The sequence below is a fragment of the Chromobacterium subtsugae genome, from assembly GCF_001676875.1.
GTDB lineage: Bacteria > Pseudomonadota > Gammaproteobacteria > Burkholderiales > Chromobacteriaceae > Chromobacterium > Chromobacterium subtsugae.
Map to the genome: position 1 here is coordinate 185448 of NZ_JYKA01000003.1, position 25768 is coordinate 211215.

At 66.1% G+C, this 25768-nt stretch carries 26 protein-coding genes and 2 pseudogenes; 16 read left to right on the forward strand and 12 right to left on the reverse strand.

All coding sequences use genetic code 11. The features are described 5' to 3' along the window. Positions 1–63 precede the first annotated feature (63 nt). Entirely contained in the window at positions 64–1917 is a 1854-nt protein-coding gene (locus tag MY55_RS04830) for a methyl-accepting chemotaxis protein (protein WP_081284628.1), read from the forward strand. 70 nt (positions 1918–1987) lie between these two features. Here the strand turns inward: MY55_RS04830 and MY55_RS04835 are convergent, their stop codons facing one another. The 7 genes from MY55_RS04835 to hcnA all read right to left on the reverse strand — a co-directional run bounded on the left by MY55_RS04835 (position 1988) and on the right by hcnA (position 9015). Next, positions 1988–2992, reverse strand: a complete 1005-nt coding sequence (locus tag MY55_RS04835) for an ABC transporter ATP-binding protein (protein WP_043578145.1) — start codon at positions 2990–2992, stop codon at positions 1988–1990. A gap of 19 nt (positions 2993–3011) precedes the next feature. Then, complete coding sequence (locus MY55_RS04840) at positions 3012–3812, reverse strand: ABC transporter permease (RefSeq protein ID WP_043577962.1); 801 nt, start codon at positions 3810–3812, stop codon at positions 3012–3014. Beyond that, the gene (locus tag MY55_RS04845) at positions 3809–4717 is read right to left on the reverse strand and encodes an ABC transporter permease (RefSeq protein WP_043577960.1); all 909 of its coding nucleotides are present in this window, start codon (positions 4715–4717) and stop codon (positions 3809–3811) included. Before MY55_RS04845 ends, MY55_RS04840 begins: the two co-directional genes overlap by 4 nt. A 69-nt stretch (positions 4718–4786) precedes the next feature. Continuing rightward, positions 4787–5887, reverse strand: coding sequence for an ABC transporter substrate-binding protein (locus MY55_RS04850; RefSeq protein WP_043577957.1), 1101 nt, complete (start codon positions 5885–5887; stop codon positions 4787–4789). A gap of 152 nt (positions 5888–6039) precedes the next feature. Next, entirely contained in the window at positions 6040–7299 is a 1260-nt protein-coding gene (gene hcnC, locus MY55_RS04855; protein WP_043577954.1) for a cyanide-forming glycine dehydrogenase subunit HcnC, read from the reverse strand. A 1-nt stretch (position 7300) separates the two neighbouring features. Further along, positions 7301–8707, reverse strand: coding sequence for an FAD/NAD(P)-dependent oxidoreductase (locus MY55_RS04860; RefSeq protein ID WP_047236336.1), 1407 nt, complete (start codon positions 8705–8707; stop codon positions 7301–7303). Continuing rightward, a complete protein-coding gene (gene hcnA, locus MY55_RS04865; RefSeq protein ID WP_043577949.1) occupies positions 8704–9015 on the reverse strand; it encodes a cyanide-forming glycine dehydrogenase subunit HcnA in 312 nt (103 codons plus the stop codon). The genes MY55_RS04860 and hcnA overlap by 4 nt, the downstream gene beginning before the upstream one ends. 516 nt (positions 9016–9531) lie before the next feature. Between hcnA and MY55_RS04870 the strand changes: the two genes are divergently transcribed. From MY55_RS04870 to MY55_RS04920, 11 genes are all read left to right on the forward strand, one after another. Beyond that, positions 9532–10050, forward strand: coding sequence for a hypothetical protein (locus MY55_RS04870; RefSeq protein WP_052258195.1), 519 nt, complete (start codon positions 9532–9534; stop codon positions 10048–10050). Positions 10051–10086: 36 nt separating this feature from the next. Then, positions 10087–10590: a hypothetical protein gene (locus MY55_RS04875; protein ID WP_052258194.1), complete on the forward strand. Its 504-nt coding sequence runs from the start codon at positions 10087–10089 to the stop codon at positions 10588–10590. 82 nt (positions 10591–10672) lie between these two features. After that, positions 10673–11668 carry an asparaginase gene (locus MY55_RS04880; RefSeq protein ID WP_043577946.1) on the forward strand — a complete coding sequence of 332 codons (996 nt, stop codon included), beginning with the start codon at positions 10673–10675 and terminating at the stop codon, positions 11666–11668. A 601-nt stretch (positions 11669–12269) separates the two neighbouring features. After that, positions 12270–12824, forward strand: a complete 555-nt coding sequence (locus tag MY55_RS04885) for an AAA family ATPase (RefSeq protein ID WP_043577944.1) — start codon at positions 12270–12272, stop codon at positions 12822–12824. Between the two features lie 207 nt (positions 12825–13031). After that, entirely contained in the window at positions 13032–13247 is a 216-nt protein-coding gene (locus tag MY55_RS04890; RefSeq protein WP_043578137.1) for an RNA-binding S4 domain-containing protein, read from the forward strand. Between the two features lies 1 nt (position 13248). After that, on the forward strand, positions 13249–13443 hold the full coding sequence (locus tag MY55_RS04895; protein WP_047236337.1) for an oxidoreductase-like domain-containing protein: 195 nt from the start codon (positions 13249–13251) through the stop codon (positions 13441–13443). Further along, positions 13430–14287, forward strand: a complete 858-nt coding sequence (locus MY55_RS04900; RefSeq protein WP_043577941.1) for a 3',5'-nucleoside bisphosphate phosphatase — start codon at positions 13430–13432, stop codon at positions 14285–14287. The genes MY55_RS04895 and MY55_RS04900 overlap by 14 nt, the downstream gene beginning before the upstream one ends. 13 nt (positions 14288–14300) lie before the next feature. Continuing rightward, a complete protein-coding gene (locus MY55_RS04905; protein WP_043577938.1) occupies positions 14301–14924 on the forward strand; it encodes an L-threonylcarbamoyladenylate synthase in 624 nt (207 codons plus the stop codon). 23 nt (positions 14925–14947) lie between these two features. Next, on the forward strand, positions 14948–15592 hold the full coding sequence (locus MY55_RS04910; RefSeq protein WP_043577935.1) for a site-2 protease family protein: 645 nt from the start codon (positions 14948–14950) through the stop codon (positions 15590–15592). Between the two features lie 67 nt (positions 15593–15659). Then, a complete protein-coding gene (locus MY55_RS04915; protein WP_197466026.1) occupies positions 15660–16301 on the forward strand; it encodes a site-2 protease family protein in 642 nt (213 codons plus the stop codon). A 76-nt stretch (positions 16302–16377) separates the two neighbouring features. Continuing rightward, positions 16378–17574 carry a tryptophan--tRNA ligase gene (locus MY55_RS04920; protein ID WP_043577933.1) on the forward strand — a complete coding sequence of 399 codons (1197 nt, stop codon included), beginning with the start codon at positions 16378–16380 and terminating at the stop codon, positions 17572–17574. A gap of 53 nt (positions 17575–17627) precedes the next feature. On the opposite strand, the pseudogene MY55_RS24580 reads toward MY55_RS04920, so the two are convergent. The 5 genes and pseudogenes from MY55_RS24580 to flgA form a co-directional block, all read right to left on the reverse strand. Then, positions 17628–17969, reverse strand: a pseudogene (locus MY55_RS24580) (methyl-accepting chemotaxis protein); the annotation flags it as partial. 210 nt (positions 17970–18179) lie between these two features. Then, positions 18180–18953, reverse strand: a pseudogene (locus MY55_RS24585) (PAS domain-containing protein); the annotation flags it as partial. Positions 18954–19130: 177 nt separating this feature from the next. Then, positions 19131–21719 (reverse strand): TonB-dependent receptor plug domain-containing protein, encoded by a 2589-nt coding sequence (locus MY55_RS04930; RefSeq protein ID WP_047236338.1) that lies wholly within the window; start codon positions 21717–21719, stop codon positions 19131–19133. A gap of 258 nt (positions 21720–21977) precedes the next feature. Continuing rightward, a complete protein-coding gene (locus tag MY55_RS04935) occupies positions 21978–22226 on the reverse strand; it encodes a hypothetical protein (protein WP_047236339.1) in 249 nt (82 codons plus the stop codon). 54 nt (positions 22227–22280) lie between these two features. Beyond that, positions 22281–22982, reverse strand: a complete 702-nt coding sequence (gene flgA, locus MY55_RS04940; protein ID WP_047236340.1) for a flagellar basal body P-ring formation chaperone FlgA — start codon at positions 22980–22982, stop codon at positions 22281–22283. A gap of 130 nt (positions 22983–23112) precedes the next feature. Between flgA and flgB the strand changes: the two genes are divergently transcribed. Genes flgB through MY55_RS04960 form a run of 4 tightly spaced genes read left to right on the forward strand, consistent with a single transcriptional unit; the run spans position 23113 to position 25766 of the window. After that, positions 23113–23463, forward strand: coding sequence for a flagellar basal body rod protein FlgB (gene flgB, locus MY55_RS04945; protein ID WP_279625433.1), 351 nt, complete (start codon positions 23113–23115; stop codon positions 23461–23463). A gap of 6 nt (positions 23464–23469) precedes the next feature. Further along, a complete protein-coding gene (gene flgC / locus MY55_RS04950; protein ID WP_043577918.1) occupies positions 23470–23874 on the forward strand; it encodes a flagellar basal body rod protein FlgC in 405 nt (134 codons plus the stop codon). Then, positions 23871–24563 (forward strand): flagellar hook capping FlgD N-terminal domain-containing protein, encoded by a 693-nt coding sequence (locus MY55_RS04955; protein WP_047236342.1) that lies wholly within the window; start codon positions 23871–23873, stop codon positions 24561–24563. The genes flgC and MY55_RS04955 overlap by 4 nt, the downstream gene beginning before the upstream one ends. 21 nt (positions 24564–24584) lie before the next feature. Then, positions 24585–25766, forward strand: a complete 1182-nt coding sequence (locus MY55_RS04960; protein WP_043577913.1) for a flagellar hook protein FlgE — start codon at positions 24585–24587, stop codon at positions 25764–25766. The last annotated feature ends 2 nt before the right edge of the window (positions 25767–25768 follow it).

Below are 25768 nucleotides of genomic sequence, written 5' to 3' on the forward strand. Positions count from 1 at the left end.
CGGTTTGGCGCGCGCCGCGCCGTCTTTCCTATAGTGAAGTGTTCTTGCGCGTCGGGGGTGAGCATGCGAGTGCGCTTTACGGTTGCCCACAAGCTGGTGTTGCTGATCGCGCCGCTGGTGCTGGCCTTGTTTTTCGTGGCGATCGGCTATGCCTGGAACCAGCGCCAGCTGCTGCAGGCGCTGAATCGCGACCAGACGCTGACGGAAAACATCGCGATGGTCGGCGAGCTGATCCAGTCGCTGCAGGACGAGCGCGGCTTGAGCTACGGCTACCTGAACCGGCACCAGGCCTTGCCGGCGCAGCTGGGACGGGCGCGCGACGGGGCCTCCGCCGCCTTGCAGAAGCTGCTGCGCCAGCCGCAGGCAGAGCTGTCTGATGCGCTGCGCCATTACCTGGAAACCAGCGCGCCGCGGCCGGAACAACTGGCGCAGCTGCGGCGCGATGTCGACAACCGCCATATTTCGCCCGACCCCGCCTTCAACCGCTATTCCGACATGATCGAGCAGCTGTCCCGCATCATCACCCTGTTCAACGCCCAGACCCAGGACGTACAGGCGCTGATCTTGCAGTGGTCGGCGGTGAATTGCCAGAAGGAGTACACCGGCCGCACCCGCGGGCTGATCACCGGCGTGCTGACGGTGGGCAGCTTCACCATCACCAATTTCCGCCAGGTGAGCGGGGTGGTGTCGCAGGAAGAACTGTGCCGGACGCAATATCGGCAGTACGGCGGCGACGACGCGCTGCTGCGCAACGCCATGATGCGCAGCCGCCAGTTCGAGTCGGCGCGCGACGCGGTGCTGGCGCGCGGCGCCGGCGCGATGCAGAGCGCGACGCCGGAGGAGTGGTTCGCCGCGGCCAGCCAGCGGGTGGCGTCGCTGTACCAGGTGCAGCAGGACCTGCTGCAGCAGATCCGGCAGCGGGTGGAGGGCCAGGCGCATAGCGCGCGCCTGCATGGCTATCTGGTGCTGCTGGGTCTGCTGTTCCTGTTGCTGCCCATCGCGCTGGCAGTGCTGGTGGGGCGCAACATCATCCGCACGCTGGGCGCCGAGCCCGACGAGGTGGCGCAGGGCATGCGCGAATTGTCGGCCGGGCGGCTGGATTTCTTTCTGCCGCTGGCGGCCGGCGACGACCACAGCCTGGCCGCGCACATCCGCCAGATGGGCGACCGGCTGTCGGGGGTGATCCTGCAGGTGAAGCAGGACGCGGATGCGGTGGCCAACGCGTCCACCGAGCTGAATTCGGCTTCGCAGGGCTTGTCGCAGGGCGCGGCGCGCGCGTCGGTCGACGTGGAGGGCGCCAGCAGCGCGGTGGACGAGATCGCGCGCAGCATGGCCGAGATGGCCGGCGACGCCAACCGGGCCGGCGGCATGGCCGATACCGCGACCGGGCAGGCGGCGGACGGCAACCAGGTGGTGCAGCAGACCATCGCGGCGATGCGGGAGATCGCGCGCCGCACCACCATCATCGACGACATTGCCTACCAGACCAATCTATTGGCGCTGAACGCGGCGATAGAGGCGGCGCGGGCCGGCGAGCACGGCAGGGGCTTCGCGGTGGTGGCCGACGAGGTGCGCAAGCTGGCGAAGCGCAGCCAGGCGGCGGCCAAGGAGATCGACCAGGTGGCGAACCGCAGCGTGCAGCTGGCGGAGAGCGCCGGCCGGCAGCTGAGCGACATCGTCGACTCCAGCCAGCGGACGCTGGAATTGGTGCGCGGCATCTCGCAGGAAGCCACGGTGCAGTCGCAGCGGGTGGGCGGCATCAACGAGGCGATGCAAAGGCTGAACCAGCTGTCGCAGGGCAACGCCGCGGCCAGCGAGGAATTGTCGGCGGCGGCGCAGGAAGTGGCGATGCGCGCGGACAGCCTGCGCCGGCAGATGCAGTATTTCCAGCAGGGCGACGACGACAAGCCGGCCTAGCCTCGGCGCGCGCCCGCCTATGGAAAACCCGGCCGCCTGGCCGGGTTTCGTTTTGCGCGCGCCGCGGTTTTCAACGCACTTCGCGGATGTCTTCGCGCGAGATGCGCAGCCGCACCTCGGTGCCGCTGGCCAGCAGGTCGCCGGCGTTGCGGTTGAGACGGTCCACCTGCAGCGTGGCGCCGCGGGACTCCACCTGGTAGCGGATGATGTTGCCCAATAGCTGGTGTTGGCGGATCACCGCCGGCAGCGTGTCGGCGCCGGCCTCGCCGGCATCGGCCAGCTGGATGGATTCCGGACGTATCGCCAGATGGCCCTGGATGTCCAGGCCCAGCAGCGCCTGGCTTTGCTGCGCGGACAGCAGGTTGTAGTTGCCCATGAAGCGGGCGACGAACTCGGTGGCCGGCTGGGTGTAGATGGTTTCCGCCGCGCCTTCTTGCTCCACCTTGCCCTGGTTCATCACGAAGATGCGGTCCGACATCGTCAGCGCTTCTTCCTGGTCATGGGTGACGAAGACGGTGGTCAGGCCCAGGCGGCGCTGGATGTCGCGGATCTGCTCGCGCAGGTTTTTGCGGATGCGGGCATCCAGCGCCGACAAGGGCTCGTCCAGCAGCAGCACGCGCGGCTCCACCACCAGCGCGCGAGCCAGGGCCACGCGCTGGCGCTGGCCGCCGGACAGTTGGTGCGGAAAGTGTTTCTCGCGGCCGTTCAGCTCCACCAGCGCGATCACCTCGCCGACTTTGCGGCGGATCTCGTCGGCGCCGCGCTTCTGCATCTTCAGGCCGAAGGCGATGTTGTCGGCCACGTTCATATTGGGAAACAGCGCGTAGCTCTGGAACACCATGCCGATGCCGCGCTTCTGCGGCGACTGGTGGGTGATGTCGTCGCCGGCCAGGCGGATGGCGCCGCCGCTGGGTGTTTCGAAGCCGGCGATCATGCGCAGCACCGTGGTCTTGCCGCAGCCGGACGGCCCGAGGAAGGTGACGAACTCGCCGGCCTCCACCTTCATGTTGAAGTCGTGGACCACGGCCTGCTGGCCGAAGCGCTTGTTCAGATGGTCGATTTGCAGAAATGCCATGATGCTTTCCGTTTCCAATTCAGTGTTCATCGGCGCCGAGGGCGGCGCGGTTGCGGCTGACCACCTGCATCAGGCCCATCGCCGCCCAGGTGACCAGGAAGGCGATGATGGCCAGCGCGGCCGGCTCGTAGGCGCGGTTGGCGCCGATCAATTGCAGATAGGGGCCGAAGGCCGGGCGCGCCAGCAGGCTGGCCAGCGTGAACTCGCCGATGACGATGGCGAAGGTCAGGAAGGCGCCGGACAGGATGGCGGTTTTCAGGTTGGGGAAGATCACCAGCCTGAGGATGTCGAACCAGCCACTGCCGAGGCTCTGCGCCGCCTCGGTCAGCGAGCGCACGTCTATCGCCGACAAGCCGGTGTCGACCGAGCGGTACAGATAGGGCAGGGCCAGCGTCACGTAGCCGAACACCAACAGCAGGTCGGTGCCGCGCTCGTTGCCGGTCAGCGGCAGCCAGCCGCCGCTGCCGTACAGGCGCAGGTAGCCGAATACCAGCACGATGGCCGGGATCACCAGCGGCAGCAGGGTGAGAAACTCGATCAGCGGCCGCAGCCGCGGCAGCTTCAGCTGCACCCAGAAGGCGGTGGGCACCACCAGCAGGATGCCGGCCAGGATGGTCAGCAACGCCAGCAGCGCGGAATAGCCGAAGCTGGCCTGGAAGCCGGGGTCGCTCAGCACCACCTTGTAGGCTTCGAAGCTATAGCCTTCGCGTTTCATCTTCAGGCTGAATTCGAAGGTGGCGATCAAGGGCAGCAGGAAGTAGCCGCTGCCGAGCAAAATGGCGATCCAGGCGCCCAGGCGCGAAGTGGCGGCGGTTTTCATGCGGCCTCCCGGTGGCTGCGCTTGCGCAGCCAGATGTAGCCGGCGTTGGCGCTGCCGGTGATCAGAACCATGCCCAACGCCAGCGCGTAGCCCAGGTTCTGGTCGTGCAGCACGTCGCCGTGGATTTGCGCGTACAGCAGAATGGTCACGATATTCAATGAGCTGCCGGTCAGCGCGTAGGCGGTGGCCACCGCGCCGAAGGCGTTGGCGAACAGCAGCAGCGCGGCGCCGGCCAGGCTGGGCCACAGCACCGGCAGCGCGATGTGGCGCCAGTAGGCGAAGCCGGAGCCGCCCAGGCTTTCGCAGGCTTCGCGCCATTCATCCTTCAGGCCCTCCACCGCCGGAGCGATGATCAGCACCATCAAGGGCACCTGGAAATACAGGTAAGTGAGGGTGAGGCCGGCGAAGCTGAGAATGGAAAAGCCGCTGCCGTACAGGTCGAAGTCCAGGTATTTGCGCAACAGCATGGTCATCAGCCCCATCCGGCCCAGCGTGGACAGGAAGGCGAAGGCGAGCGGAATGCCGGCGAAGTTGGACGCCACGCCTGAGAAGGTGGTCAGCGTCGGGCGGATCCAGGCGGGCAGGCCGCCGCGTATCGCCGCCAGCGCCAGCGCGAGGCCGAGCAGGGTGCCCAGTATGGCCGAGGCCGCGCTGATTTCCAGGCTGATCTGGTAGGCGCTGAGGATATTCGGTTCGAACAGGCGGATGATATTGCCCAGCGTGAAGTCGCCCTGCGCGTCCTGGAAAGCGCCCACCATCAGCAAGGCGGTGGGCAGGATCAGGAACAGCAGCGCGAACAGCAGGAAGGGGGCGACGCCCAGCCAGGACAGGATGGATCCGCGTTGCGGTTTGCCGCTGGAGAGTCTGCTGCCGGGAGGGGACATGGTGTCGGATGATGCGGACATCGATATGGTTTCTCTTGCCAGGTAAAAAGGCCGCCTTCGGCGGCCCGGTGCGATATGGCTACGCCAGGTTTACTTGACGCTGCTGCCCACCACGCTGTCCCACTGCTTGGTGATGCCGGCCTTGTAGCTTTCCTGCTGCTCGATGGTCGGGAACACGGCCTTCTTGTAGGCGGCGGCGTCCGGCAGCTTGCCGATCAGATCGGCCGGAATCTTCTTCCGGGCGGTCAGGTCGTTGAAGCGGATCGGGTGGCAGTAGCCCTTCAGCCAGGCCACCTGGCCTTCGTCGGAGTAAAGGTATTCCATCCACAGCTTGGCGGCGTTCGGGTGCGGCGCGTAGGCGTTGATGCCCTGCGCGTACACGCCGGCCACCACGCCGCTCTTCGGCACCACCACTTCCACCTTGGGGTTGCCCTTCAGGGTGTCGCGGTCGGCCAGCGCGTTGTAGTCCCAGCGCACGATGATGGGAGTGGTGCCCTGGGCCAGCGAGGCGGCCTTGCCGATCACCGGCACGAAGTTGCCGTTCTTGTTCAGCTGCGAGAAGAATTTCAGGCCGGCGTCGGCGGATTTGTTCACGTCGCCGCGGGCTTGCGACAGGCCGGCGGCGAACACGCCCTGGATGGCCTGGTTGGCGGCGCGCGGGTCGCCGGCCAGCGCCACGGCGTTCTTGTATTCCGGCTTCAACAGGTCGGCCCAGTCGGCCGGCGCCTTGCTGATCAGGTCCTTGTTGACCTGGAAGGTCAGCACGCCGTAGTAGTCGCCGTACCAGTAGCCGTCCTTGTCCTTGGCGTTGTCCGGAATGGATTTCCAGGTGGACACCTTGTACGGCTGCAGCAGGCCCTGGGCCTTGGCTTGCGGGCCGAAGGAGAGGCCGACGTCGATCACGTCGGGCGTTTGCGGACCCTTGTTGTTCTTGTTGGCCTTGATGGCCTCCAGCTCGTCGGCGGAGCCGGCGTCCGGATTCAGTTCGTTCACCTTGATGCCGTACTTGGCCTTGAAGCCGGCGATGACGTTGCCGTAGCCGCACCAGTCATGCGGCAGGCCGATCACGGTCAGCTCGCCTTCCTTTTTAGCGGCTTGCGCCAGTGCGGCCAGATTGTCCGCCAGAGCGGAGTTGGCGATCATGCTCAGCGCGCCGACTACGGCGGCGTAACCCAGTTTGTTCTTCATCATTGCTCCCCTTCTTGGCCATTGGCTTATCAAAACTTATGCGATGGTATGAGGGATTGATGACAAATCCACGTCAGTAATATGACAAAATGATTTCAGTGCTGGATGAGTGCCCGCGCCGGACGGAAAAAACCGCCGCGGCGCGGGCGGCGGGGTCAGGCGTGCAGGGCTTCCAGACGCCAGTCTCGCGGCTGTTCGGCGAAGCGGCTGGCCAGGAAGGGCGTGATGTCCAGCGGCAGGGCCTCGCGGTGCGCCAGCTTGTCCAGCAGCACGCCGGTGATGGCCGAGGTGAGGATGCCGGTGCGGAAGTGGCCGCAGGCGTTCAGGTATCCGTCCACGCCGTCGACCGGCCCCAGGATGGGCAATTCGTCCGGGGTGCCCGGGCGCAAGCCGGCCCAGCAACGCTTGATGTTGATGCGCGCAAGCTCCGGCAGGCAGCGCACGGCGCCCTGCACCAGTCCTTGGATTTCGGGGTAGGTGGTGCTGACGTCGTAGCCCTTGTCCTCGGTGGTGCTGCCGATCAGGATTTCGCCGTTGTCCTTTTGCGCGATGTAGCAATCGCTGGTGGTGATGCAGCCGCGCAAGAGCTTGGGCATTTTCTCCGACAGCACGATCTGGCCTTTCACCGGCTTCACCGGGATGGAGAGGCCGGTCGCCCATTGGCATAGCTCATCGGCCCAGGAGCCGCCGGCGTTGATCAGCGTGCCGCAGGAAAAGTCGCCGGCTTCGGCGGTGCTAACGCCGGTGACGCGGCTGCCCTGGCGCGCCACGCCGGTGACGTTGACGTTGAAGAACACGTCGACGCCGTTTTGCCGCGCCGCCTCGGTATAGGCGTCGGCCAGGCGGAAGGGGCTGACCTGGTGGTCGCAGAGGAATTCCAGCGCGCCCTGGGCGCTATGGCTGACATAGGGCTCGTCGGCGCGCAATTGCGCCTGGTCCAGCCAGCGCACCTGGCTGGCCAGGTGGGGAATCTGCGCGGCGATGTGTTCGGCGTACAGCCGGTCTTCTTCGTCGTAGATGACGAATTTCAGCCCGGTTTCCTCAAACTTGAAATCCACGCCGTGCTTGTCCCGCAGCTCCTGGTGCAAGGCCGGGTACAGCGCGTTGGACGCCAGCGCGAAGTCGAAAAAGCTTTTGGGCAGGATGTGCGGCGCGCCGGCGCTGACGTTCACCGCGGCGCCGGCCGCTTCGCGCTTGCGCTTGGCCGAGGTCATGCGGAAGAAGATCACGCCGCAGCCCAGTCCCACCGATTCGCCTATCGCCCACAGGCCGCCGGCGGAGGCGCGCGAGGCGTTGCCCGGCCGCTTGGCGTCTATCAGGGCGATTTTCAGATTGCCGCGCTTGGACAGCTGGTAGGCGCAGGAGGCGCCGATGACGCCGCCGCCGGCGATCACGATGTCGTACTGCTTGCTCATGTCAAACCTCTTCCGTCGGTTGGGGGGCGGTGGTCGGAAATGCCGAGAACGGCAGCGGGTCCAGCGGGAAGCGCGGCCGGATCCAGCCGACGTCCTGCTTGCCGGTGTGTTCGCGCAGGCGGTCGCTGCAATAGCCGACGCACATCTTGCCCTGGCAGTCGCCCATGCTGATCCGGGTGCGCATCTTCAGGCTGATCAGGTCGTTGACGCCCTGTTCCAGCGCGGCGTCGATGTCCTGGCGGGTGGCGTGCTCGCAGCGGCAGATCACCGTGTCCGGCCGCGGCAGCGCCAGCTGGCCGGCGCCGCGGCGGGTGAAGCGGTCGATGCCGACGCGGAAGCGCAGGATGGCCGCCAGTTGGTCCAGGCAGGCCTGGCGCTGCCGCAGCGCTTGCTGCTCGCTGAGAATGTGGCGCTGCCAGAGCATGGAGATGGCGGCGATGCGGCCGGTCAGCATCGCGGCCTCGCCGCCGCGCAGGCCGCCGATGTCGCCGGCCAGGTGGATATGCGGCAGGCTGCTGCGCTGCCAGTCGTCGCTGTCCGGTTTGAGGAAGCCATCGTCGTGGTACTGGTGCGCCAGCCCCAGCTGCTGGGTCAGCTGGGTGCGCGGGATGAAGCCGTAGCCCACCGCCAGGGTCTGCGCCGGCAGGCGGCGCTGCCGGGACAGGTCGGCGGTCCAGTCGGCGTCGTAGGGCGCGACGGTGATGTCGCGCAGCTCGTCCTGGCCATGGCCTTCGACGATGCCCCAGCCGTAATGCAGGGGAATGCCGTGGCGTTTCAGATAGGCGACCATGCTCAGCCCGTCCAGGAACAGTTGCGGCTGGTTGAGCAGGGCGATGGCCTCCTTGGCCAGCCGGCCGAAGGCGCAGGCTTCGTAGATGCCCGCCACGTCGGCGCCAGCGCGGTGCAGCTGGCAAGCCACCAGAGGCAGCAGCGGACCGGTGCCGGCCAGCACGGTGCGGCCCAGCGGCTTGACCACGCCGCTCTTGAGCTGCAGTTGCAGGCCGCCCAGCATGATGACGCCGGGCAGGGTCCAGCCGGGAAAGGGCACGCTGCGTTCGTGGCAGCCGGCGGCAAGCAGCAGCTGCGAGTAGGCTATCGGCTGCACCTGCTCATCCGGGGACAGGGCGAACAGCTGGCCGCCGTCGCCGCCGACGACGCGAGTCTCCAGGCGGATGTCGATTTGCGGGCGGAATGGTTCGAATTCGCGATGCAGCGCCTGCATGTTTTCGCGGTAGCGCTCCCCCAGGTAGTCCAGCACCACGCCCTGGCGCAGCGGGCCGCGGTAGACCACGCCGCCCAGCCGCGAGGCCTCGTCCAGCAGGATGCTGTGCACGCCATGGCGGGCCAGTTCCATCGCGGCGGCAATGCCGGCGGGACCGCCGCCGACGATTAGCGGTTTGCCGTTCATTTCAAGCCCTCCGTATCCAGGCGGTTGCCGGCGGTCTCCACCCGCATGCCGGCTTGCACCACCGTCTGGCAGGCGCGCCGTTTGTGGCGGCCGTCTATGCGCACCTGGCAGCAGTGGCAAACGCCCATGCCGCAATAGGAGCCGGCGATCTGTTGCTGGTCGTTGCGGCTGAGCCGGCGCAGGCCGACGGCGTTCAGCACGCTCAGCACGGTTTCGCCGGCCGCGGCGGCCACGGCCTGGTTGTCGATATGGATGGTCAGAGTCTGGCCTTGCAGGGCCTGGATGTCATGGTCGCGGTGTAAGGACATGAAGCACCTTGCTGTGGTGAATGGTGTGGCAGGTTGAGTTTCGTGGACAGGAAGGCCCGCCAATCTCCTTCCGTGTCCCGTTGCCGCAGCAGTGAACGAATGGCGCCATTTCGGCTTCAATTGCCGCAAATGATATGGGCATTGATTTTTTGTGATTGCAATGTTTTTAGCATCGCCTTGCCTGGGTTTGTTTAATCAAAATCAACTTTTGGACTTAATCTCCAGGAAAGCGACAGGCAGACAAACTGTCTGTCACTTTTTTGCAGGACCATGGTTTTCGAACGGATTTTCACTGTTTGTTAATGAAAATTTGCAAAATCGTTTTAATTAAAATTTTTAATTAAAATAAATATGTTTTATGCGGCGAGCGGCTACAAACGCTTACATGCGGAAACCTAAATCCTGCTGAAGGCGAAGCGCGACGATGCAATGCTGTAGTCAGTCCCGGATGGATGCCGGGAGCAGATTGCGCCGCGCGGCCCGCCGCCGGATCAGGAATCGTTGAGGAGACAAGAAATGAAATTGAAGAACATTGGCATTCAGTGGCTGGCGCCGCTGATCGCCGCCGCCAGCCTGAGCGCTTGCGTGGTGACGCCGCCGCGCGCCCAGATGGTGTATCAGCCGGCGACGGTGCGGCTGGAAATGCCGCGCGACTGGCGCCCGGCCGAGCATCCGTACTATCTGCACGCGATGAGCGATCTGCGCGCGGCGCGCGCCTATCTGGCGCACGGCGACTATCCGCAGATCATGGATGACGAGCGCCGCGCGGTGTCCGAGATCGACGCCGCGCTGGGCGAGATGCAGCGCGCCGCCATCGAAGACGGCAAACAACCCTGGCGCTACGAGCAGCCCGATGCGCGGCTGAGCCCGACCGACCGCTTCCACAAGGCGCTGGAGCTGCTCGAATCGGCCCGCCGCGATGCCAGCCACCAGGAAGACGACCCGTGGGTGCGCGACCTGCAGCATCGCATCCTCCACCATGTAGACGCGGCGCACCATGCGGTGCAGCAAGCCATCAACGATGCCCTGCGCTAAGCGCGGGCCGATACCCGACTTCCCAAGGAGAGCGAGATGAAATTTTCCGGAATACTGATGATGTTGACGATGGCGGCCGCCGGCAACGCGGTGCTGAGCAGCCAAGCCATGGCCGACGGCTGGCGCGACGGCGACGCCTGGACCTGGCAGCAGCACCAGTGGCATCCCGAGGAGCATCCCTATTATCTGCACGCGATGACCGATCTGCGCGCCGCGCGCGATCTGCTGGCCCGGCCGGATTATCCGCGGGTGATGGATGACGAGCGCCGCGCGGTGGACGAGATCAACCGCGCGCTGCACAAGATGCGCGACGCCGCCATCGACGACGGCAAGAACGTCGACGACCGCATGCCGCCGGATGCGCGCTGGCGGCCGGAAGACCGTTTCCATCAGGCCAAGCTGTTGCTGGACAAGGCCCGCCAGGACGCCACCCACCGCGAGGATGATCCTTACCTGCGCTCGCTGCAGCGCGACATCGTCCATCATATAGACGAGGCGCGCCGCGCCATCGACTACGCGGTGTCCGACGCCCTGCGCTGAGTCCCGCGCGCCCGCCGCGTGTGACGACGCGGCGGGCTTGCGCTACCATCTGGCTGATAATTAAAGCCTGATGGAGTATTCAATGAGCCGAATCCTGGTGCTCTACACCGGTGGTACCATAGGCATGGACCACACCCCGGATGGCCTGGCGCCCGTGCCGGGCTTGCTGCCGCGCCTGCTGCAGCGTTTCGTCCGCCCAGGCCTGGAATTCGATGTCGTCGAATTCGAACAGCTGATCGACTCCTCCGTTCTCGTCCCTTCGCAGTGGAACCAGATCATAGACGCGCTGGCGCCGCGCTACGACGCCTATGATGGCTTCGTGGTGATCCACGGCACCGATACCATGGCCTATACCGCCAGCGTGCTGGCGTTCGCGCTGCAGGGCTGGAAAAAGCCGGTGGTGCTGACCGGCGCGCAATTGCCGCTGGTGCACCCGCGCTCCGATGGCTGGGCCAATTTGGCCGACGCGCTGGAAGCCGCCTGCCAGCCCGACCTGCACGAAGTGGCGGTGGCTTTCGACCGCTTGCTGCTGCGCGGCTGCCGGGCGCGCAAGCTGGATGTGGAGTGCTTTGCCGGCTTCAACAGCCCCAACGACCTGCCGCTGGCCGAATTCGCCATCCATGCGCATTGGCACAAGCCGCGCTGGCTGCCGGGCGAAGGCGAGCGGCGGGCGCAGCGGGTGGACGAAAATCTGAAACTGGCGGCGCTGATGCTGACCCCGGGCCATGGCAGCGCGCTGGCCGGCCAGGTGCTGCAGCGCGAAGGGCTGGATGGCGCCATTCTGCTCTGTTACGGCAGCGGCAATGCGCCGGCGGACCCGGCCTTGCTGGCCGGCGTGGCGGCGATGACGGCGCGCGGCTGTCCGGTGCTGACATTGACCCAGGTGGCGCGCGGCGGCGTGGAGGTGGGGGCTTATGCCGCCAGCCAGCCGCTGGCGCGGGCGGGCGCCTTGCCGGGGGCCGATCTGACGCCCGAGGCGGCGCTGGCCAAGCTGCAGGTGTTGCTGTCGGCCGGGCTGGCGTGGCCGGAGCTGGCGGCCGGTCTGGTGAGGCCGCTGCGCGGAGAGCTGAGCGCCTGACGCGCGCGAAATGATCGAAAATGGCTGCCTAAATAATGGGCAGCCATTTTTTGTTTACTCGATTCAATGGCTTGCCCAGCTTGTCCACAGCGAGTCCACACGGCTTTGCACCGCAGGTGTGGGAAAGGGCGATGTCTGATCCGCCGCCGCAGGGAGGGATGGCTCGATGGGGTTGCTTAAAAAATAGGCTAGAGGCCGAGCCGGGTGTCAAATCAGGGGTTTGCGTCGGTTGTCCACATGTCGCGAACAGGATTGCCGGGCGCGGATGGGGATTATCGCGGCGCGCGGCGCGGGATGGGTTGCCTAAAAAACAGGCAGCTCCGCTTTTGGCTTGTTTCTCATGGGTTTGCCGCGTTTATCCACAATGCGCCCACATGGCTCTGCACCGGGATTGGGGGAAAAGTTCCCGTTTGACCAAAAAATAGGCGGAAGAAGAAATGTCGCTTGGTTTCAATGGTTTGCCTGGCTTGCCCACAGCCAGCCCACAGCCCTGTCCCCGGCGGCTGTGAAAATCCGGGAAAGCCGGCGGCGGCGGGTTATAATGGCCGGCTTGGTCCCGGCGACTGCGGCGCCTGCCGCCGGCCGTGGACGGGAAGCGTGAATGATGCGGCACAAGCAAGCCCAAGCGCCTGTCAGGGTGGCGATAGTCGGCCCGGAGTCCAGCGGCAAGAGCACGCTGGCGCGGGAATGGGCCGAACAGCTGCGCCGCGAGGGCCGGCGCGCGGCGTGGGTGGCGGAATACTCGCGTGCCTATTATGCCGATCGGCCTTATATTTCCAGCATGGCGGACATCGAGGCGATCGCCGCCGGCCAACTCGCGGCCGAGGAGCAAGCGGCCGCGGCCGCCGACATCTTGTTGTGCGACACCACGGTGCTCACCTGCAAGATCTGGGCGGAGGTGGCGTTCGGCCAGGCGTCGGCCGAGTTGCTGCGGCTGTATCGGCCGCAGGATTACGCGCTGACTTTGCTGACCCGCCCCGACATGCCCTGGCAGCCCGACCCCTTGCGCAGCCATCCGACGCAGCGCGATTGGCTGCTGGAGCTGCACCGCGCCGAACTGGCCCGCGCCGGCATCGCCGCCGTCGAGCTGGCGGGCGGCCGGGAAGCGCGGCTGGAGCAAGCGGCACGGGCACTTTGGCCGCTTTTGCCTGCCTAAAAAACAGGCAGGTGTAAAAGGCCTAGCGAAATCAGCGGATTGCCGCGCTTGTCCACAGCGGCTCCACAACATTGTTCGCCGGCGAAGTGGATAGCCTGGCGCGGCTGCCTAAAAAATAGGCGGCCTTGAAAAGATCAGACAGATTAAGGGCTTGGCGGCCTTGTCCACAGGCCGCTCACAAGCCTGTCCAGAATGGATGTGCAGAAAATGAAAGAAACGTTCCGTCTCAATAGCGAATACATCGCCTTGTGCGACCTGCTCAAGGCCTGCAATGTCTGCCAGTCCGGCGGCGAAGCCAAGCATTTCATCGCCGAAGGCAATGTGCAGGTCGATGGCGCGCAGGAGCTGCGCAAGACCTGCAAGATCCGGGCGGGCCAGAAGGTCAGCGGCGACGGTTTCCTGATCACGGTCGAGGCCGCCTGACATGGACGACGCGACGGACGCCATGCCGCAGCCTCCGTTCGAGGTGGATGACGACATGTGCTGCGGCAGCGGCTGCGAGCCGTGCATCCTGGATATCCATCAGCAGGAGCTGCGCGCCTACCGCGCGAGGCTGGCGGCTTGGGAGGCGCGCCAGGCCGAAGGGCTGGCCGCGGGAGACGCCGATGGCCGGCATTGATCTGCATTTCCACTCGCGCGTTTCCGACGGCGCGCTGACGCCGACCGAAGTGGTTGACCGCGCCGCGCTGCGCGCGCCGTCGCTGTTGGCGCTGACCGACCACGACTGCACCGGCGGCCTGGCCGAGGCGGCCGCGGCCGCGGCGCGCAACGGCATCGATTTCCTCAACGGCGTCGAGGTTTCGGTCAGCTGGGGCCGGCATACCGTGCACATCGTCGGCCTGGGCATAGACCCCGGCCACGCGCCGCTGGCCGCCGGCCTGCAGCGCATCCGCGATGGCCGGGTGGAGCGGGCGCGGCAGATGGGCGAATCGCTGGCCGCGGCCGGCATCGCCGGCGCCTTCGACGGCGCGATGCGCTGGTGCGACAACCCGGAAATGATAGGCCGCACCCATTTCGCCCGCCACCTGGTGGCGTCCGGCGCGGTGAAGGACGTGCGCACGGTGTTCCGCAAATTCCTGACGCCGGGCAAGCCCGGTTATGTCGCCCATGACTGGGCCAGTCTGGAGGACGCGGTCGGCTGGATCGCCGGCGCCGGCGGCATGGCGGTGATCGCCCACCCGGGGCGCTACGACATGGGCAAGACGCTGATCGAGCGGCTGATCCTGGACTTCAAGGCGGCGGGCGGCGAGGGGATAGAAGTCGCCTGCGGCAGCCACAGCCTCGACGACATGCACAAATTCGCGCTGCACGCCGAACGGCACCAGCTGTACGCCAGCAGCGGCAGCGATTTCCACGCCCCGGGAGAGGGCGGGCGCGACGTCGGCTACACCGAGCCGCTGCCGCCGCTGTGCCGCCCCGCCTGGCTGGCGCTGAGCGGGCGCGTGATCCGCGCCGCGGCCTGACAAGGACGAAAACATGGCCCAGTTTTTCATGATCCACCCCGACAACCCGCAGGCGCGGCTGATCCGCGAGGCGGTGAAGATCCTGCGCGACGGCGGGGTGATCGCCTATCCGACCGACTCCTGTTACGCACTGGGCTGCGCGCTGGGCGACAAGGCGGCGATGGAGCGCATCCTGGACATCCGCGGCCTGGACCTGAAGCAGCGGATGATGACCCTGGTCTGCCACGACTTGTCCGAGCTGGCCAACTACGCCCGGGTGGACAACAGCCAGTTCCGCCTGCTCAAGAGCGCCACGCCGGGCAGCTACACCTTCATCCTGCAGGCCAGCCGCGAGGTGCCGCGCCGCACCCTGCACCCGAAGCGCGCCACCATAGGCCTGAGGGTGCCGGACCACAAAGTGGCGCTGGCCTTGCTGGAAGAGCTGGGCGAACCCATATTGTCCTGTACCCTGATGCTGCCGGGCGACGCCGAGCCGCTGTCCGACCCTTATGAAATCCGCGAACGCCTGGAGCACCTGGTGGACGCGGTGATAGACGGCGGCTGGTGCGGCACCGAGCCCACCACCGTCATCGACATGACCGACGGCGTCGAGCTGGTGCGCTCGGGCAAGGGCCCGCTCTCGCCCTTCGGTTTTTGATTCATTTTTGCTCTAGAGAAAACATGCAGTCACTTTCCTTGATTCAGCAACTGGCGATCTCCATCCTGCCGATTCTTTTCGCCATCACCGTGCCGGCCGGCGCGCAGGCCTATATGGCCGACCATCTGGGCGACCGCACCGCCTACATGACCGGCCGCCGCACCTTCAGCCCGCTGGCCCACATCGACCCGGTGGGCTCCATCCTGCTGCCGCTGCTGGGCGTGGCGCTGGGCGGCTTCATCATCGGCTGGCCCAAGTCGCTGCAACTGAACGCCGGCGCCATGCGCAAGCCGCGCAGCGCGCTGGCCAAGGTGGCGGTGGTGACGCCGCTGGCCAATCTGGCGATGGCGCTGCTGTGGGCGGGCTTGATCCTGGCATCCGCCCATGTGCCGGCCTATTTCGCCGAGCCGCTGGCGCTGATGGCGCTGGTGGGCGTCAAGATCAATGTGGCGCTGATGATCTTCACTCTGATCCCGCTGCCGCCGCTGCCGGGCGGGGTGATTTTGCAGGCGCTGCTGCCGCAGCGCGCGGCCTGGCAGTTTTCCCGCATCGAGCCCTATAGCTTCTGGATTTTGCTGCTGCTGATGTTCAGCGGCCTGCTCGGCAAGCTGTTGCTGCCGCTGGTGCAAGTGATTTTCCAGCTGATCGTGGGCGTGGCGGCGGGCTGAGCCCCGCGCTGTCGCGGCCGGCTATCTGCCGCCATGGCGACGCCTGGCGGAAACGGGAGACGAAGCCATGTTGGAAATAGACCAGCTGGTCCGGCAGATCACCATCTACGCGCTGCCGCTGTTGTTCGCGATTACCCTGCACGAAGCGGCGCATGCTTATGCCGCGCGCCGCTTCGGCGACAGCACCGCCTACATGCTGGGGCGGATGACGTTGAATCCGCTCAAGCACATCGACCCGATCGGCACGGTGCTGCTGCCCTTGCTGCTGTTGATGACCGGCGGCTTCATTTTTGGTTGGGCCAAACCGGTCCCGGTGAACTTCAGCGCTTTGCGCAAGCCGCGCCAGCACGGGCGCTGGGTGGCGGCGGCGGGCCCGCTGGCCAATTTCGCGATGGTCATCCTGTGGGCGAGCCTGCAAAAGCTGGCGTCTGTTGGCGTGGGCGAATTCAGCGAGCCGCTGTGGCTGATGGGCCGCGCCGGCGTCGCCATCAATATCTCGCTGATGCTGCTCAATCTGCTGCCCATCCTGCCGCTGGACGGCGGCCGCATCGTCGAAAGCCTGCTGCCGCCGCGCTGGGCCTGGCGCTTCGCCCAGACCGAGCGCTACGGCATGTGGCTGGTGTTGATCCTGCTGGCCACCGGCGGCCTGGGTTTGATCCTGCAGCCGTTTTACCGCTTGATGTATGATCTGATCCGACTGTTTTTCTAGAACCTTAGGCGGGGCCCGCCCTGCCGCCGGCAGCAGCCGGCGGTGTTTCGCCCCGCGCCAATGAAAGCAAAACAATATGTTCGCCAACCGCATTCTTTCCGGCATGCGCCCCACCGGCAGCCTGCACCTGGGCCACTATCATGGCGTGATCAAGAACTGGGTGGAACTGCAGCACAGTCACGAATGCTTTTTCATGGTGGCCGACTGGCACGCGCTGACCACCAACTTCGACGATGTCTCGATCATCGGCAGGTCCATCGATGAAATGGTGATCGACTGGCTGGCGTCCGGCGTCGACCCGGAAAAGTCGACGGTGTTCGTGCAGTCGCGGGTGCCGCAGCACGCCGAGCTGCACCTGGCGCTGTCGATGGTGACGCCGCTGGGCTGGCTGGAGCGGGTGCCGACCTACAAGGACCAGATGGAGAAGCTCAGCCACAAGGACCTGACCACCTACGGCTTCCTCGGCTATCCGCTGCTGCAGGCGGCGGACATCCTGGTGTACAAGGCCGGCCTGGTGCCGGTGGGCGAAGACCAGGTGCCGCACATCGAGCTGACGCGCGAAGTGGCGCGCCGCTTCAACCACATGTTCGGCCGCGAGCCCAATTTCGAGGAGCTGGCGCGCGCCGCGGTGAAAAAGATAGGCAAGGCCGGCAAGCAATTCGATCAGCTGCGCACCGCTTACCTGCAGGACGGCAGCGCCGAGGCGCTGGAGCAGGCGCGCGAAATCCTGGCTGGCAGCCAGAACCTGGGCGCGGCCGACCGCGAGCGGCTGATGGGCTGGCTGGAGAACAAGGGCAAGACCATCCTGCCCGAGTGCGAGGCCAAGCTGACCGCCGCCTCCAAGATGCCGGGCCTGGACGGCCAGAAGATGTCCAAGTCCTACGGCAACACCATCACCATGCGCGAAGCGCCGGAAACGGTGAGCAAGAAGATCCGCGGCATGCCGACCGACCCGGCCCGCGTGCGCCGCACCGACCCGGGCTCGCCGGCCAAGTGCCCGGTGTGGCAGCTGCACGAGGTGTACAGCGACGGCGCAACCAAGGAATGGGTGAAGGCGGGCTGTACCAGCGCCGGCATCGGCTGCCTGGACTGCAAGCAACCGGTGATCGACGCCGTGGTGCGCGAGCAGCAGCCGATGTTCGAGCGCGCCGAGAAATACCTGGCCAACCCTAAGCTGGTCGCCGAAATCCTGGCCGACGGCAACGCCCGCGCCGAGAAGGTGGCGCGCGAAACCATGTGCGACGTGCGCCAGGCGCTGGGCCTGGGACGCTGATCCGGCGTTCTGTCCCGCAGACATCCCGGCCGCTTGGCCGGGATTTTTTTCGCCTATTTCTGCTGCAGCAGCTCCGATACCTCGCGCACCACCTGCACCACGTCGCGGGCGCCGTCGCGGATTTCCGAAATCGCGCCGCGGGCCTGGTCGGCCAGTTGCAAGCTGCTGTCGGTCAGCGCCTGCATTTCGCCCATCGCGTCGATGGCCGAGCGCGAGTCGTCCTGGATGCTCTTGACGATGCCGGAGATTTCGCCGGTCGACTGGCTGGTGCGTTCGGCCAGCTTGCGCACCTCGTCGGCCACCACCGCGAAGCCGCGGCCGCTCTCGCCGGCGCGGGCGGCTTCGATCGCCGCGTTCAGCGCCAACAGATTGGTCTGGTCGGCGATGTCGCTGATGGTGTTGACGATGGAGCCGATCCGGCTGGAGCTGTCGCCCAGCTTGGACAGGATGGTGGACGAGCTCTCCACGCTGTCCGCCACCCGGCTGATCTCGGTGGTGGCCTGCTCCAGCACCGCGCTGCCTTGCACCGACAGTTGGGCGGTGTTTTCCGACGCCTGCACCGCGGACTGGGCGTTTTCCGCCTGCTGTTGCAGCCGCTCCACCTGCTCGGTGATGTCGGTGGCGAATTTCACCACCCGCAGCGGCCGTCCGTCCGGGTCCAGCACCGGGTTGTAGGTGGCTTGCAGCCAGACCGGACGGCCTTGCTTGTCGACGCGGTGATACTGCCCCTGCATGAAGCGGCCCTGCCGCAGCTGCGCCCAGAAATCCTGGTAGGCCTGGCTGTGGGCGTAGCCGCTTTCGCACAGCATGCTGTGCGGCTTGCCTTTCACTTCGGCCAGCGCGTAGCCGAAGGTCTGCAGGAAATTGTCGTTGGCGTCGAGGATATGGCCTTGCAGGTCGAACTCGATCCGCGCCATCGAATGGTCTATCGCCTGGCGCAGGGCCTTGTTGTCCTGCTCCGCCGCCACCTGGGCGGTGATGTCGGTAGCCACCTTGATCACGCCGCTCACCTTGCCGTCGGCGTCCAGGATCGGCGTGTAGTTGGCTTCCAGCCAGACTTCGCCGCCGTCCTTGCGCAGGCGCAGAAAATGTCCGGATTGGCATTCGCCGCGCGCCAGTTTTTGCCAGAAGGCGGCGTAGGCCGGGCTGTTGGCGTAGCCGGCCGGACAGAAGATGCGGTGGTGCTGGCCGATCAGTTCATCGCCGCGGTAGCCCATGGCGCGCAGGAAATTGTCGTTGGCGTGGACGATTTCGCCGGCGGGGCTGAATTCGATCACCGCCATCGAGCGTTCGATGGCGGCCAGCATGTCGCGGGCCTTGTCCCGCTGGGCGGTGGTCTGCTCCAGCCGGCTGATGAGTTTGCGGTTGAAAAAAGCCATGGTGATTCCTTGTCGGGTGCGCGCGGGTGTTGTTGTTATCCGCTGATAGGTACGCGGGAAATGCCGCAGTGTACTTAAGCATAAGTAAATTTACTGATGATTCGAATGATATCGCGTCGAGACGACAAACGGCGACCATGAAGACATGGCCGCCGTTCGCGCGCGAGGGGAGGAGGATCAGTCCAGCTTGTATTGCACGCCTAGGGTCAGGGTGCGGCCGGTGGGGTCGTACTGGCTGGAATCGTAGTAGATGCCGGCGTGCGAATCCCAGGGCGGCCGGCGATTGCTCAGGTTTTGCAGCGCGGCGGTCAGCGTGGCGCGCTTGATGCCTTTGTAGCTGGCGCTGAGGTTGAAGGTATTGGCGCTGCCCACCCGGGTCTGGTCGCCAGCGCCGCTGCTGAAGGCCTGGGTGTAGCCGTCGGTGTGGAACCAGGTCAGCGTGCTCGACCAGTCGTGGCTGTCCCAGCTGGCCGAGGTTTGGCCCTTCCAGCGCGGCAGCGCGCCCAGCAGATTGCTGCCGGCGCCTTCCCGCAGCGCGCCGCCTTGCTGCAACGGCTGGCGGAACGACAGCAGGCGGCTCCATTGCGCGGCCAGCGTCACCCGGCCGCCGCCCAGTTTCCAGCTTTGCCGCAGGTCCAGGTCGAAGCCGGTGGTTTCGCGGTTGCCCAGATTGGTGAACTGCTGGGTGATGGTTTGCAACCGGCCCTGGCTGTCGCGGACGATCTGGCCGGGGTAGGCGCCGGGGTTGCGCACCAGATTGTCGATGTCCTCCAGGCCGATCACGTCCTTCTGGCGGATGCGGTAGTAATCGATGGCGATGCTGCTGTCCGCAGTGGGCGACAGCACCAGGCCCAGGTTGGCGTTGGTGGAGTGCTCGGGCTTGATGGCCGGGTTGGCCACCACCAGGTGGGTGAAGCCTATGCTCTGGTTGGGCGTGATGGGGTCGTACGGGTCTTGCACGCTGCCGTAGCTGACCGCGGTGCTATGGGTGATTTCCGGCAGCGATGGCGCGCGAAAGCCCTTGGACAAGGTGCCGCGCAGGGTCAGGCTTTGCAGCGGCTGGTAGCGCAGGCCCAGCTTGGGCGAGAAGGCGCTGCCGAAGTCGCTGTAGTGGTCGGCGCGGGCGGCGGCGCTCAGCGACAGGTTCTTCACGATGGGCGCGTTCAATTCGCCATAGGCGGCCTGCACGGTGCGGGCGCCGTTGATCAGGTCCAGCGCCGGCCGCAATTCGGCGCCGCTGGCCACCTCGGGCGAGGTGCCGGCATTCATCATTTCGCGCCGCAGCTGATAGCCGGCGGCGAAGCCCAGCGGGCCAGCCGGCAATTGGCCGAGCTCGGTGCTGGCGGTGGCGTCGAAGCTGGCGGTGCGGTACCAGGCCGGGCGCAGGGTGCTGATGCGCAGGCTGTTTCTCGCTTGATCGTTGTTCTGCGACGGGTCGGCGAAGTTGTAGCCGCCGTTGGCCAGCAAGGCTTCGTAGGCATAGCGGTTGACGAAGTTGTACGCGTACTCGCGCAGCCGGCTGTCGGAATACAGGCCGGACACGTCCCAGTCCCAGGCGTCGCCGCTGCCCTTCACGCCCGCCAGCAGGCGGCGGAACGACACGCTGTCGGTTTTGTTGCGCTGGCCCAGGTCGAACAAGGTGGCGTTGATCGGCGTCGGCGTCGCGTTGGGATTGCCGGGGTTGCCGACGGGCAGCACATTGCTGATCGGCACCAGCGACTGGGTGGCGCTGTTCCAGGCGCGCAGCGAGCTGCTGATGGTGAGCGGCGGGCCGAAAATCTGGTTGCTGTGGCTGGCGCCGTACAGGAATTCGGCATAGGCCTCGGCGCCGGCGTTCAGGCGGTAGCTGCCGCGCAGCGCCGCGTGGTAGCGCTCGATGCCGGGCATCAGCGTGGTGTAGAGCGCCGGATTGTAGGCCCAGACCCGGCCGCTCTTGCCTGGGTTGACCGCGCCGTAGTCGATGTCCTGCAGCGGCCCCGCGGCGTTGGGGAAGCGCTGGGCGGGGGCGCCGTTGTAGTAGTTGGTGACGTTGCGCACCAGCGAGCCGCCTTGCTGGTTGCGAAAATCGTTATCTTTCAGCCAGGAAACGTCGGTCTGGTCCAGCCGGTCGCGCTTTTGCGCGTCGAAGGAGAACCAGACGTTGTAGCCGTCGCGCTCGAGGTCGCCCTTGCCGGCCAGCAGGTTGAACTGGCGCTCGTTCTGGCCGGTGCTGGCGTCGCGGCTGGCGCTGGCGCCCAGCTCCGCGCCCTGGTAGTCGGGGTAGAGGATGATGTTGACCACGCCGGCGATGGCGTCGGAACCGTAAATGGCCGACGCGCCGTCCTTGAGGATTTCAATCCGCTTCACCGCCTTCAGCGGCAGCGAGTTCAGGTCGACGAAAGTTTCCTGCAGCTCCTGAGCGGTGGCGTAGTTGGCGACGCGCTTGCCGTTGACCAGAATCAGCGTGTTGCGCTGGCCCAGGCCGCGCAGCGAAATGCCGGCGGTGCCGGCGGAGAAGCTGCCGGTGTATTGCTCGTTGAAGCTGTTGCCGCTGTTCACCGCCAGCGAGCGCAGCACGTCGGGCAGGCTGGTCTTGCCGCTGGAAGCGATGTCGGCGGCGCTGATCACCTGCACCGGGTTGGCCTTTGCCTTGGAGCTGGCGCGCAGGTTGGAGCCGGTGACGGTGACGCGTTCCAGCGCGTTGTCCTGGGGGGCGGAATCGGCGGCGAGGGCGGCGATGGGCAAAGCGGCGCCCAGCCCGGCCAGCAGCAGGGTGTGTTTCATCATGGAAAGGCTTTCTTGTTTATGCGGGTAAGGCGGGGCTGCTCGGACGGCGCGCAGGCGTCAGCCGGGCAGGCGCGGACAGCGGATGGCTGGAAGGACGAGGCTGGGGAGCATGGCTTTCATTTCTGGATACAAAATACATAATGGAATATGCAGAATGTATCGACGCTGACGATTTGTGTGAAATGAAAGATTCGGATTAGTTAATTCCTGGGGCGGGAAATTGCCCGCCGGCGCGGCGGCCGGCGGGGAGGGCGGGCGTCAACGCGGCGGACGCAGCGCTTCCATCTGTTGGCGCTGCGTCTCCACGCAGGCTTTCAGCGCCGGCGGCGTCTGCGCCGCCTGGATGCAGCTTTGGCTGGCTTGCAGGATCTGGATGCGCTGGGCGTGCTCTTGCAGCAGCTTGGCCTTCATTTCCCCAAAGCGGGCTTGGCCGCGCGGGGCGGAGGCGCCGGGCGCGGCGCAGGCCAGCGCGGGAATCAGCAGCAGGATGGCGGGCAGGATGTTCATATCGGCTCCGAAGCGGTTTACCCCGCAGGTATACACCATGGCGCGGCGGGCCGCTCAGTCCTGCGCTTCCACCTCGCCGCCGGCGCTGACGCGGGCGCTGATCACCTTGCCGCTGCCGACATTGCGCACCCGGATCACTTCGCCCATGCGGCCGTTGGCCAGCGCCTCGCCGGCGTTGCTGACCTCGATGCCGTCTTGGCGGGCGACGATGCGCACCTCGTCGCCGCGCTTCACCAATTGCGGCGCTTGCAGCTGCTTGCGCCGCAGCAGCTGGCCCTGGCTCAGCGCCGCGCGCGGCGCCAGGCCCAAGGGCGTGCTGGCCTGGCCGAACAGGTCGGCCGGCTCGCTGACCGGGCGCCGGCTCCAGCTGATGTCTTCTTTCTGCAGCGGCGCGCCGGCCGGCAGGTCGCGGGCGGCGCTGGCCACCCTGGCGCTGACGCTGGCGCGCGCGATGTAGTCGCCGCGCCAGTCGCCATCCGGGCAAGCGACGCTGAAGCGCATGCGGCTGAAGGCGCGGCTGTCGGTCGCCTCCACCTGCCAGGGGCGGGCGCAGGCGGGCAGGTCGCGCGGGGGAATCAGCTGCAGCGTGATGCCGGGCTGGTCCAGGCCGGCGTCGGCCAGCCGTTGCTGGATCAGCTGGGTGGCCTGCTGGCGGACCGCCTGTTCGGCGGAATGGCCGGCCTGGGCTGGCGGCGCCGCCAGCAGGGCGAACAGCGTGAGGATGGTTGCGTAGTGTGAGTTCGTGAATTTTGCCATTAGAAACTGCGTGGTAATTGTTGCGTATACGGTGCCGGGTTCGCTTATTAGTATCGCTTTCCAATAGAAAGGCTATTTCTAGTCAATAGCTTGAACATGGTAGTGAACTGATAGGGTCAAGGCAATGGGCATGCATCTGGACAAGGCCCTGAGCATCCACCCCGAAGCCTTGCGGCTGCGGGCGGAGCGGACCCGGGTGCTGGCGTCTAACCTCGCCAACGAGAACACCCCGGGTTATCAGGCGCGTGACATCGATTTCAAGGCGGCGCTGGCATCGGCCAGCGCCGATTCGCCGTTGGCGCTCGACGACGGCGGCGGCGATCTGCTGTATCGGCTGCCCAACCATCCCTCGCGCGACGGCAATACCGTCGAGCTGGGCGTCGAGCAGGCCGAGTTCTCGCAAAACGTTTCCGAATTCCAGACCAGCCTCACCTTCATCAATATGAAGCTGCATGGGCTGGCCAAAGTCATCGCGGGGTAATCAAGCATGTCATTCCGGGACATCTCGCGCATCGCCGGCTCGGCGATGACCGCGCAGACCGTGCGTCTCAATACCGTGGCCAGCAACCTGGCCAACGCCGACACCGCCGCCGGCACCGAGCAGGCGGCCTATCGCGGCCGCAAGCCGGTGTTCAGCAGCCAGATGCAGGGCGAAGGCATGGGCGTGCAGGTGCTGGACGTGGTGCAGAACCAGGAGCCGGTGCGCAAGGCGCACGAGCCGGGCAATCCGTTGGCCGACGCCGGCGGCAACGTCTTCTACAGCAATGTCAACGCGGTGGAAGAGATGACCGACATGCTCTCGGCCAGCCGGGCGTTCCAGACCAATGTCGAGGTGCTGTCCAAGGCCAAGAGCATGCAGCAGGATCTGCTGAAACTGGGAGACAACGCATGAGCGTGGATCAAGCGCAGGCCAAACCGTTCGCCGCGGGCGGCAACGGCCAGCAAGCGGGCGGGCAGGGCGTCGCCCCGGCCGCCGGCCAGGGTTCCGGCGGCAACGATATGTTCATGACGCTGCTGCTGGCGCAGATCCGCAACCAGAGCCCGCTGGACCCTGCCGACCCGTCGCAGTTCGTCAGCCAGCTGGCGCAGATGAGCCAGATGCAGTCCACCCAGGGCATGCTGAGCCAGTTGCAAAGCCAGGGCGCGATGCTGCGCGAGCTGCAAGGCGTGGCGCTGGGCGCACAGGTGGGCAAGAACGTGCTGGTGCAGACCGACCGCATCCGCAGCGACGGCCAGGGCAATCTGTCCGGCCGAGTCACGCTGTCCGGCGCCGAGGAAAGCGCCACGCTGACCCTGGTGGACGCCGCCGGCAAACGCACCAATATCGCGCTGGGCAAGCGCCCGGCCGGCGCCAGCGATTTCAGCGTCAAGCTGTCCGATTACGGCCTGGCCGCAGGCGACTACCAGGTGGAGTTCGCCACCGAATCGAAAAAAGCCGGCCTGCTGGAGCTGCAGGCCGCTGTCAGCGGCGTGCGCCTGCCGGTGAACGGCGGCGAGCCGACCATCACGCTGGCCGGCCTGGGCGATTTCCCGTCCTCTTCCATATCCGCCTTGCTGGGCAAGCCCGGCAGTTCCGCTTAACGCCCGTTCCGGAGACTTCACATGAGTTTTGAAATTGCGCTGTCCGGCATCAACGCCGTCAACAACCAACTGGGCAGCATCAGCGACAACATCTCCAACTCCGGCACCTACGGCTTCAAGTCCGGCCGGGTGACTTTCGCTTCGGCCTACGCCGGCAGCCAGGCGATGGGCGTGAACGCCAACCCCAACAACCAGAACATCGGCCGCAGCGGCGGCGTGGTGACCACCGGCCGCGCGCTGGACGCCGCCATCGACGGCCGCGGCTTCTTCGTCTCCAAGAGCGTGGCCGGCGCGATGGCCTATAGCCGGGTCGGCATCTTCAACACCGACAAGGACGGCTACCTGGTGGACAACTACGGCGGCCGCGTGCAGGGCTACGCCAAGTCCGATACCGGCGCGCTGGGCGCGATGGGCGACATTCAGATCCCGACCGGCAACATTCCGGCCAAGCCCAGCGATTCGCTGCAGTACACCGGCAATATGTCGGCCGGCTGGGCGGTGCAGACCGTGCCGTTCGACAAGACCGTCAGCCAAAGTTTCAACCATTCCAACGTATCCACCGTCTACGATTCGCTGGGCAACAAGCACAATCTGACGCAGTACTTCTGCAAGAGCGCCGACAGCACCGTCACCGTGCATTACGCGCTGGACGGCAATCTGCTGGGCACCACCACCGACCTCAAGTTCGACACCAACGGCAAGCTGACCGCGCCGACCGCGGCGGTCAACCTGGGGCTGGGCAGTCCCGCTGGCGCTTCGGCGCTGAACGTGGCGGTGGACTACACCGGCACCACCCAGTTCGCCGGCGAGCCCAGCACCAGCCGCAACGCCACCAACGGCTACGCGCCGGGCGCGCGCACCGGCGTCAGCCTGGGCGAGAACGGCGAAGTGATCGTCAGCTACAGCAACGACCAGAAAATGACGGTGGCGCAGCTGGCGATCGCCAACTTCGCCAACGAAAACGCGCTGACCGCCGGCTCGCAGACCAGCTGGCAGGAATCGGCCGGCTCCGGCGCGGCGCTGTATTCCGTCGCCGGCAGCAGCATGGCCGGCAAGCTGGCCACCGGTTCGCTGGAACAGTCCAACGTCGACGTCACCGCCGAACTGGTCAGCCTGATGACCGCCCAGCGCAACTACCAGGCCAACACCAAGGTGATTTCGGCGGAAAACCAGGCGATGCAAGCGCTGATGCAGGCGGTGTAAGG

Excerpts from the sequence above, each read along its gene's own strand:
- MY55_RS04830 (WP_081284628.1), top strand. The coding sequence starts at position 64 with ATGCGAGTGCGCTTTACGGTTGCCCACAAGCTGGTGTTGCTGATCGCG.
- MY55_RS04835 (WP_043578145.1), bottom strand. The coding sequence starts at position 2,992 with ATGGCATTTCTGCAAATCGACCATCTGAACAAGCGCTTCGGCCAGCAG.
- MY55_RS04840 (WP_043577962.1), bottom strand. The coding sequence starts at position 3,812 with ATGAAAACCGCCGCCACTTCGCGCCTGGGCGCCTGGATCGCCATTTTG.
- MY55_RS04845 (WP_043577960.1), bottom strand. The coding sequence starts at position 4,717 with ATGTCCGCATCATCCGACACCATGTCCCCTCCCGGCAGCAGACTCTCC.
- MY55_RS04850 (WP_043577957.1), bottom strand. The coding sequence starts at position 5,887 with ATGATGAAGAACAAACTGGGTTACGCCGCCGTAGTCGGCGCGCTGAGC.
- hcnC (WP_043577954.1), bottom strand. The coding sequence starts at position 7,299 with ATGAGCAAGCAGTACGACATCGTGATCGCCGGCGGCGGCGTCATCGGC.
- MY55_RS04860 (WP_047236336.1), bottom strand. The coding sequence starts at position 8,707 with ATGAACGGCAAACCGCTAATCGTCGGCGGCGGTCCCGCCGGCATTGCC.
- hcnA (WP_043577949.1), bottom strand. The coding sequence starts at position 9,015 with ATGTCCTTACACCGCGACCATGACATCCAGGCCCTGCAAGGCCAGACT.
- MY55_RS04870 (WP_052258195.1), top strand. The coding sequence starts at position 9,532 with ATGAAATTGAAGAACATTGGCATTCAGTGGCTGGCGCCGCTGATCGCC.
- MY55_RS04875 (WP_052258194.1), top strand. The coding sequence starts at position 10,087 with ATGAAATTTTCCGGAATACTGATGATGTTGACGATGGCGGCCGCCGGC.
- MY55_RS04880 (WP_043577946.1), top strand. The coding sequence starts at position 10,673 with ATGAGCCGAATCCTGGTGCTCTACACCGGTGGTACCATAGGCATGGAC.
- MY55_RS04885 (WP_043577944.1), top strand. The coding sequence starts at position 12,270 with ATGATGCGGCACAAGCAAGCCCAAGCGCCTGTCAGGGTGGCGATAGTC.
- MY55_RS04890 (WP_043578137.1), top strand. The coding sequence starts at position 13,032 with ATGAAAGAAACGTTCCGTCTCAATAGCGAATACATCGCCTTGTGCGAC.
- MY55_RS04895 (WP_047236337.1), top strand. The coding sequence starts at position 13,249 with ATGGACGACGCGACGGACGCCATGCCGCAGCCTCCGTTCGAGGTGGAT.
- MY55_RS04900 (WP_043577941.1), top strand. The coding sequence starts at position 13,430 with ATGGCCGGCATTGATCTGCATTTCCACTCGCGCGTTTCCGACGGCGCG.
- MY55_RS04905 (WP_043577938.1), top strand. The coding sequence starts at position 14,301 with ATGGCCCAGTTTTTCATGATCCACCCCGACAACCCGCAGGCGCGGCTG.
- MY55_RS04910 (WP_043577935.1), top strand. The coding sequence starts at position 14,948 with ATGCAGTCACTTTCCTTGATTCAGCAACTGGCGATCTCCATCCTGCCG.
- MY55_RS04915 (WP_197466026.1), top strand. The coding sequence starts at position 15,660 with ATGTTGGAAATAGACCAGCTGGTCCGGCAGATCACCATCTACGCGCTG.
- MY55_RS04920 (WP_043577933.1), top strand. The coding sequence starts at position 16,378 with ATGTTCGCCAACCGCATTCTTTCCGGCATGCGCCCCACCGGCAGCCTG.
- MY55_RS04930 (WP_047236338.1), bottom strand. The coding sequence starts at position 21,719 with ATGATGAAACACACCCTGCTGCTGGCCGGGCTGGGCGCCGCTTTGCCC.
- MY55_RS04935 (WP_047236339.1), bottom strand. The coding sequence starts at position 22,226 with ATGAACATCCTGCCCGCCATCCTGCTGCTGATTCCCGCGCTGGCCTGC.
- flgA (WP_047236340.1), bottom strand. The coding sequence starts at position 22,982 with ATGGCAAAATTCACGAACTCACACTACGCAACCATCCTCACGCTGTTC.
- flgB (WP_279625433.1), top strand. The coding sequence starts at position 23,113 with ATGCATCTGGACAAGGCCCTGAGCATCCACCCCGAAGCCTTGCGGCTG.
- flgC (WP_043577918.1), top strand. The coding sequence starts at position 23,470 with ATGTCATTCCGGGACATCTCGCGCATCGCCGGCTCGGCGATGACCGCG.
- MY55_RS04955 (WP_047236342.1), top strand. The coding sequence starts at position 23,871 with ATGAGCGTGGATCAAGCGCAGGCCAAACCGTTCGCCGCGGGCGGCAAC.
- MY55_RS04960 (WP_043577913.1), top strand. The coding sequence starts at position 24,585 with ATGAGTTTTGAAATTGCGCTGTCCGGCATCAACGCCGTCAACAACCAA.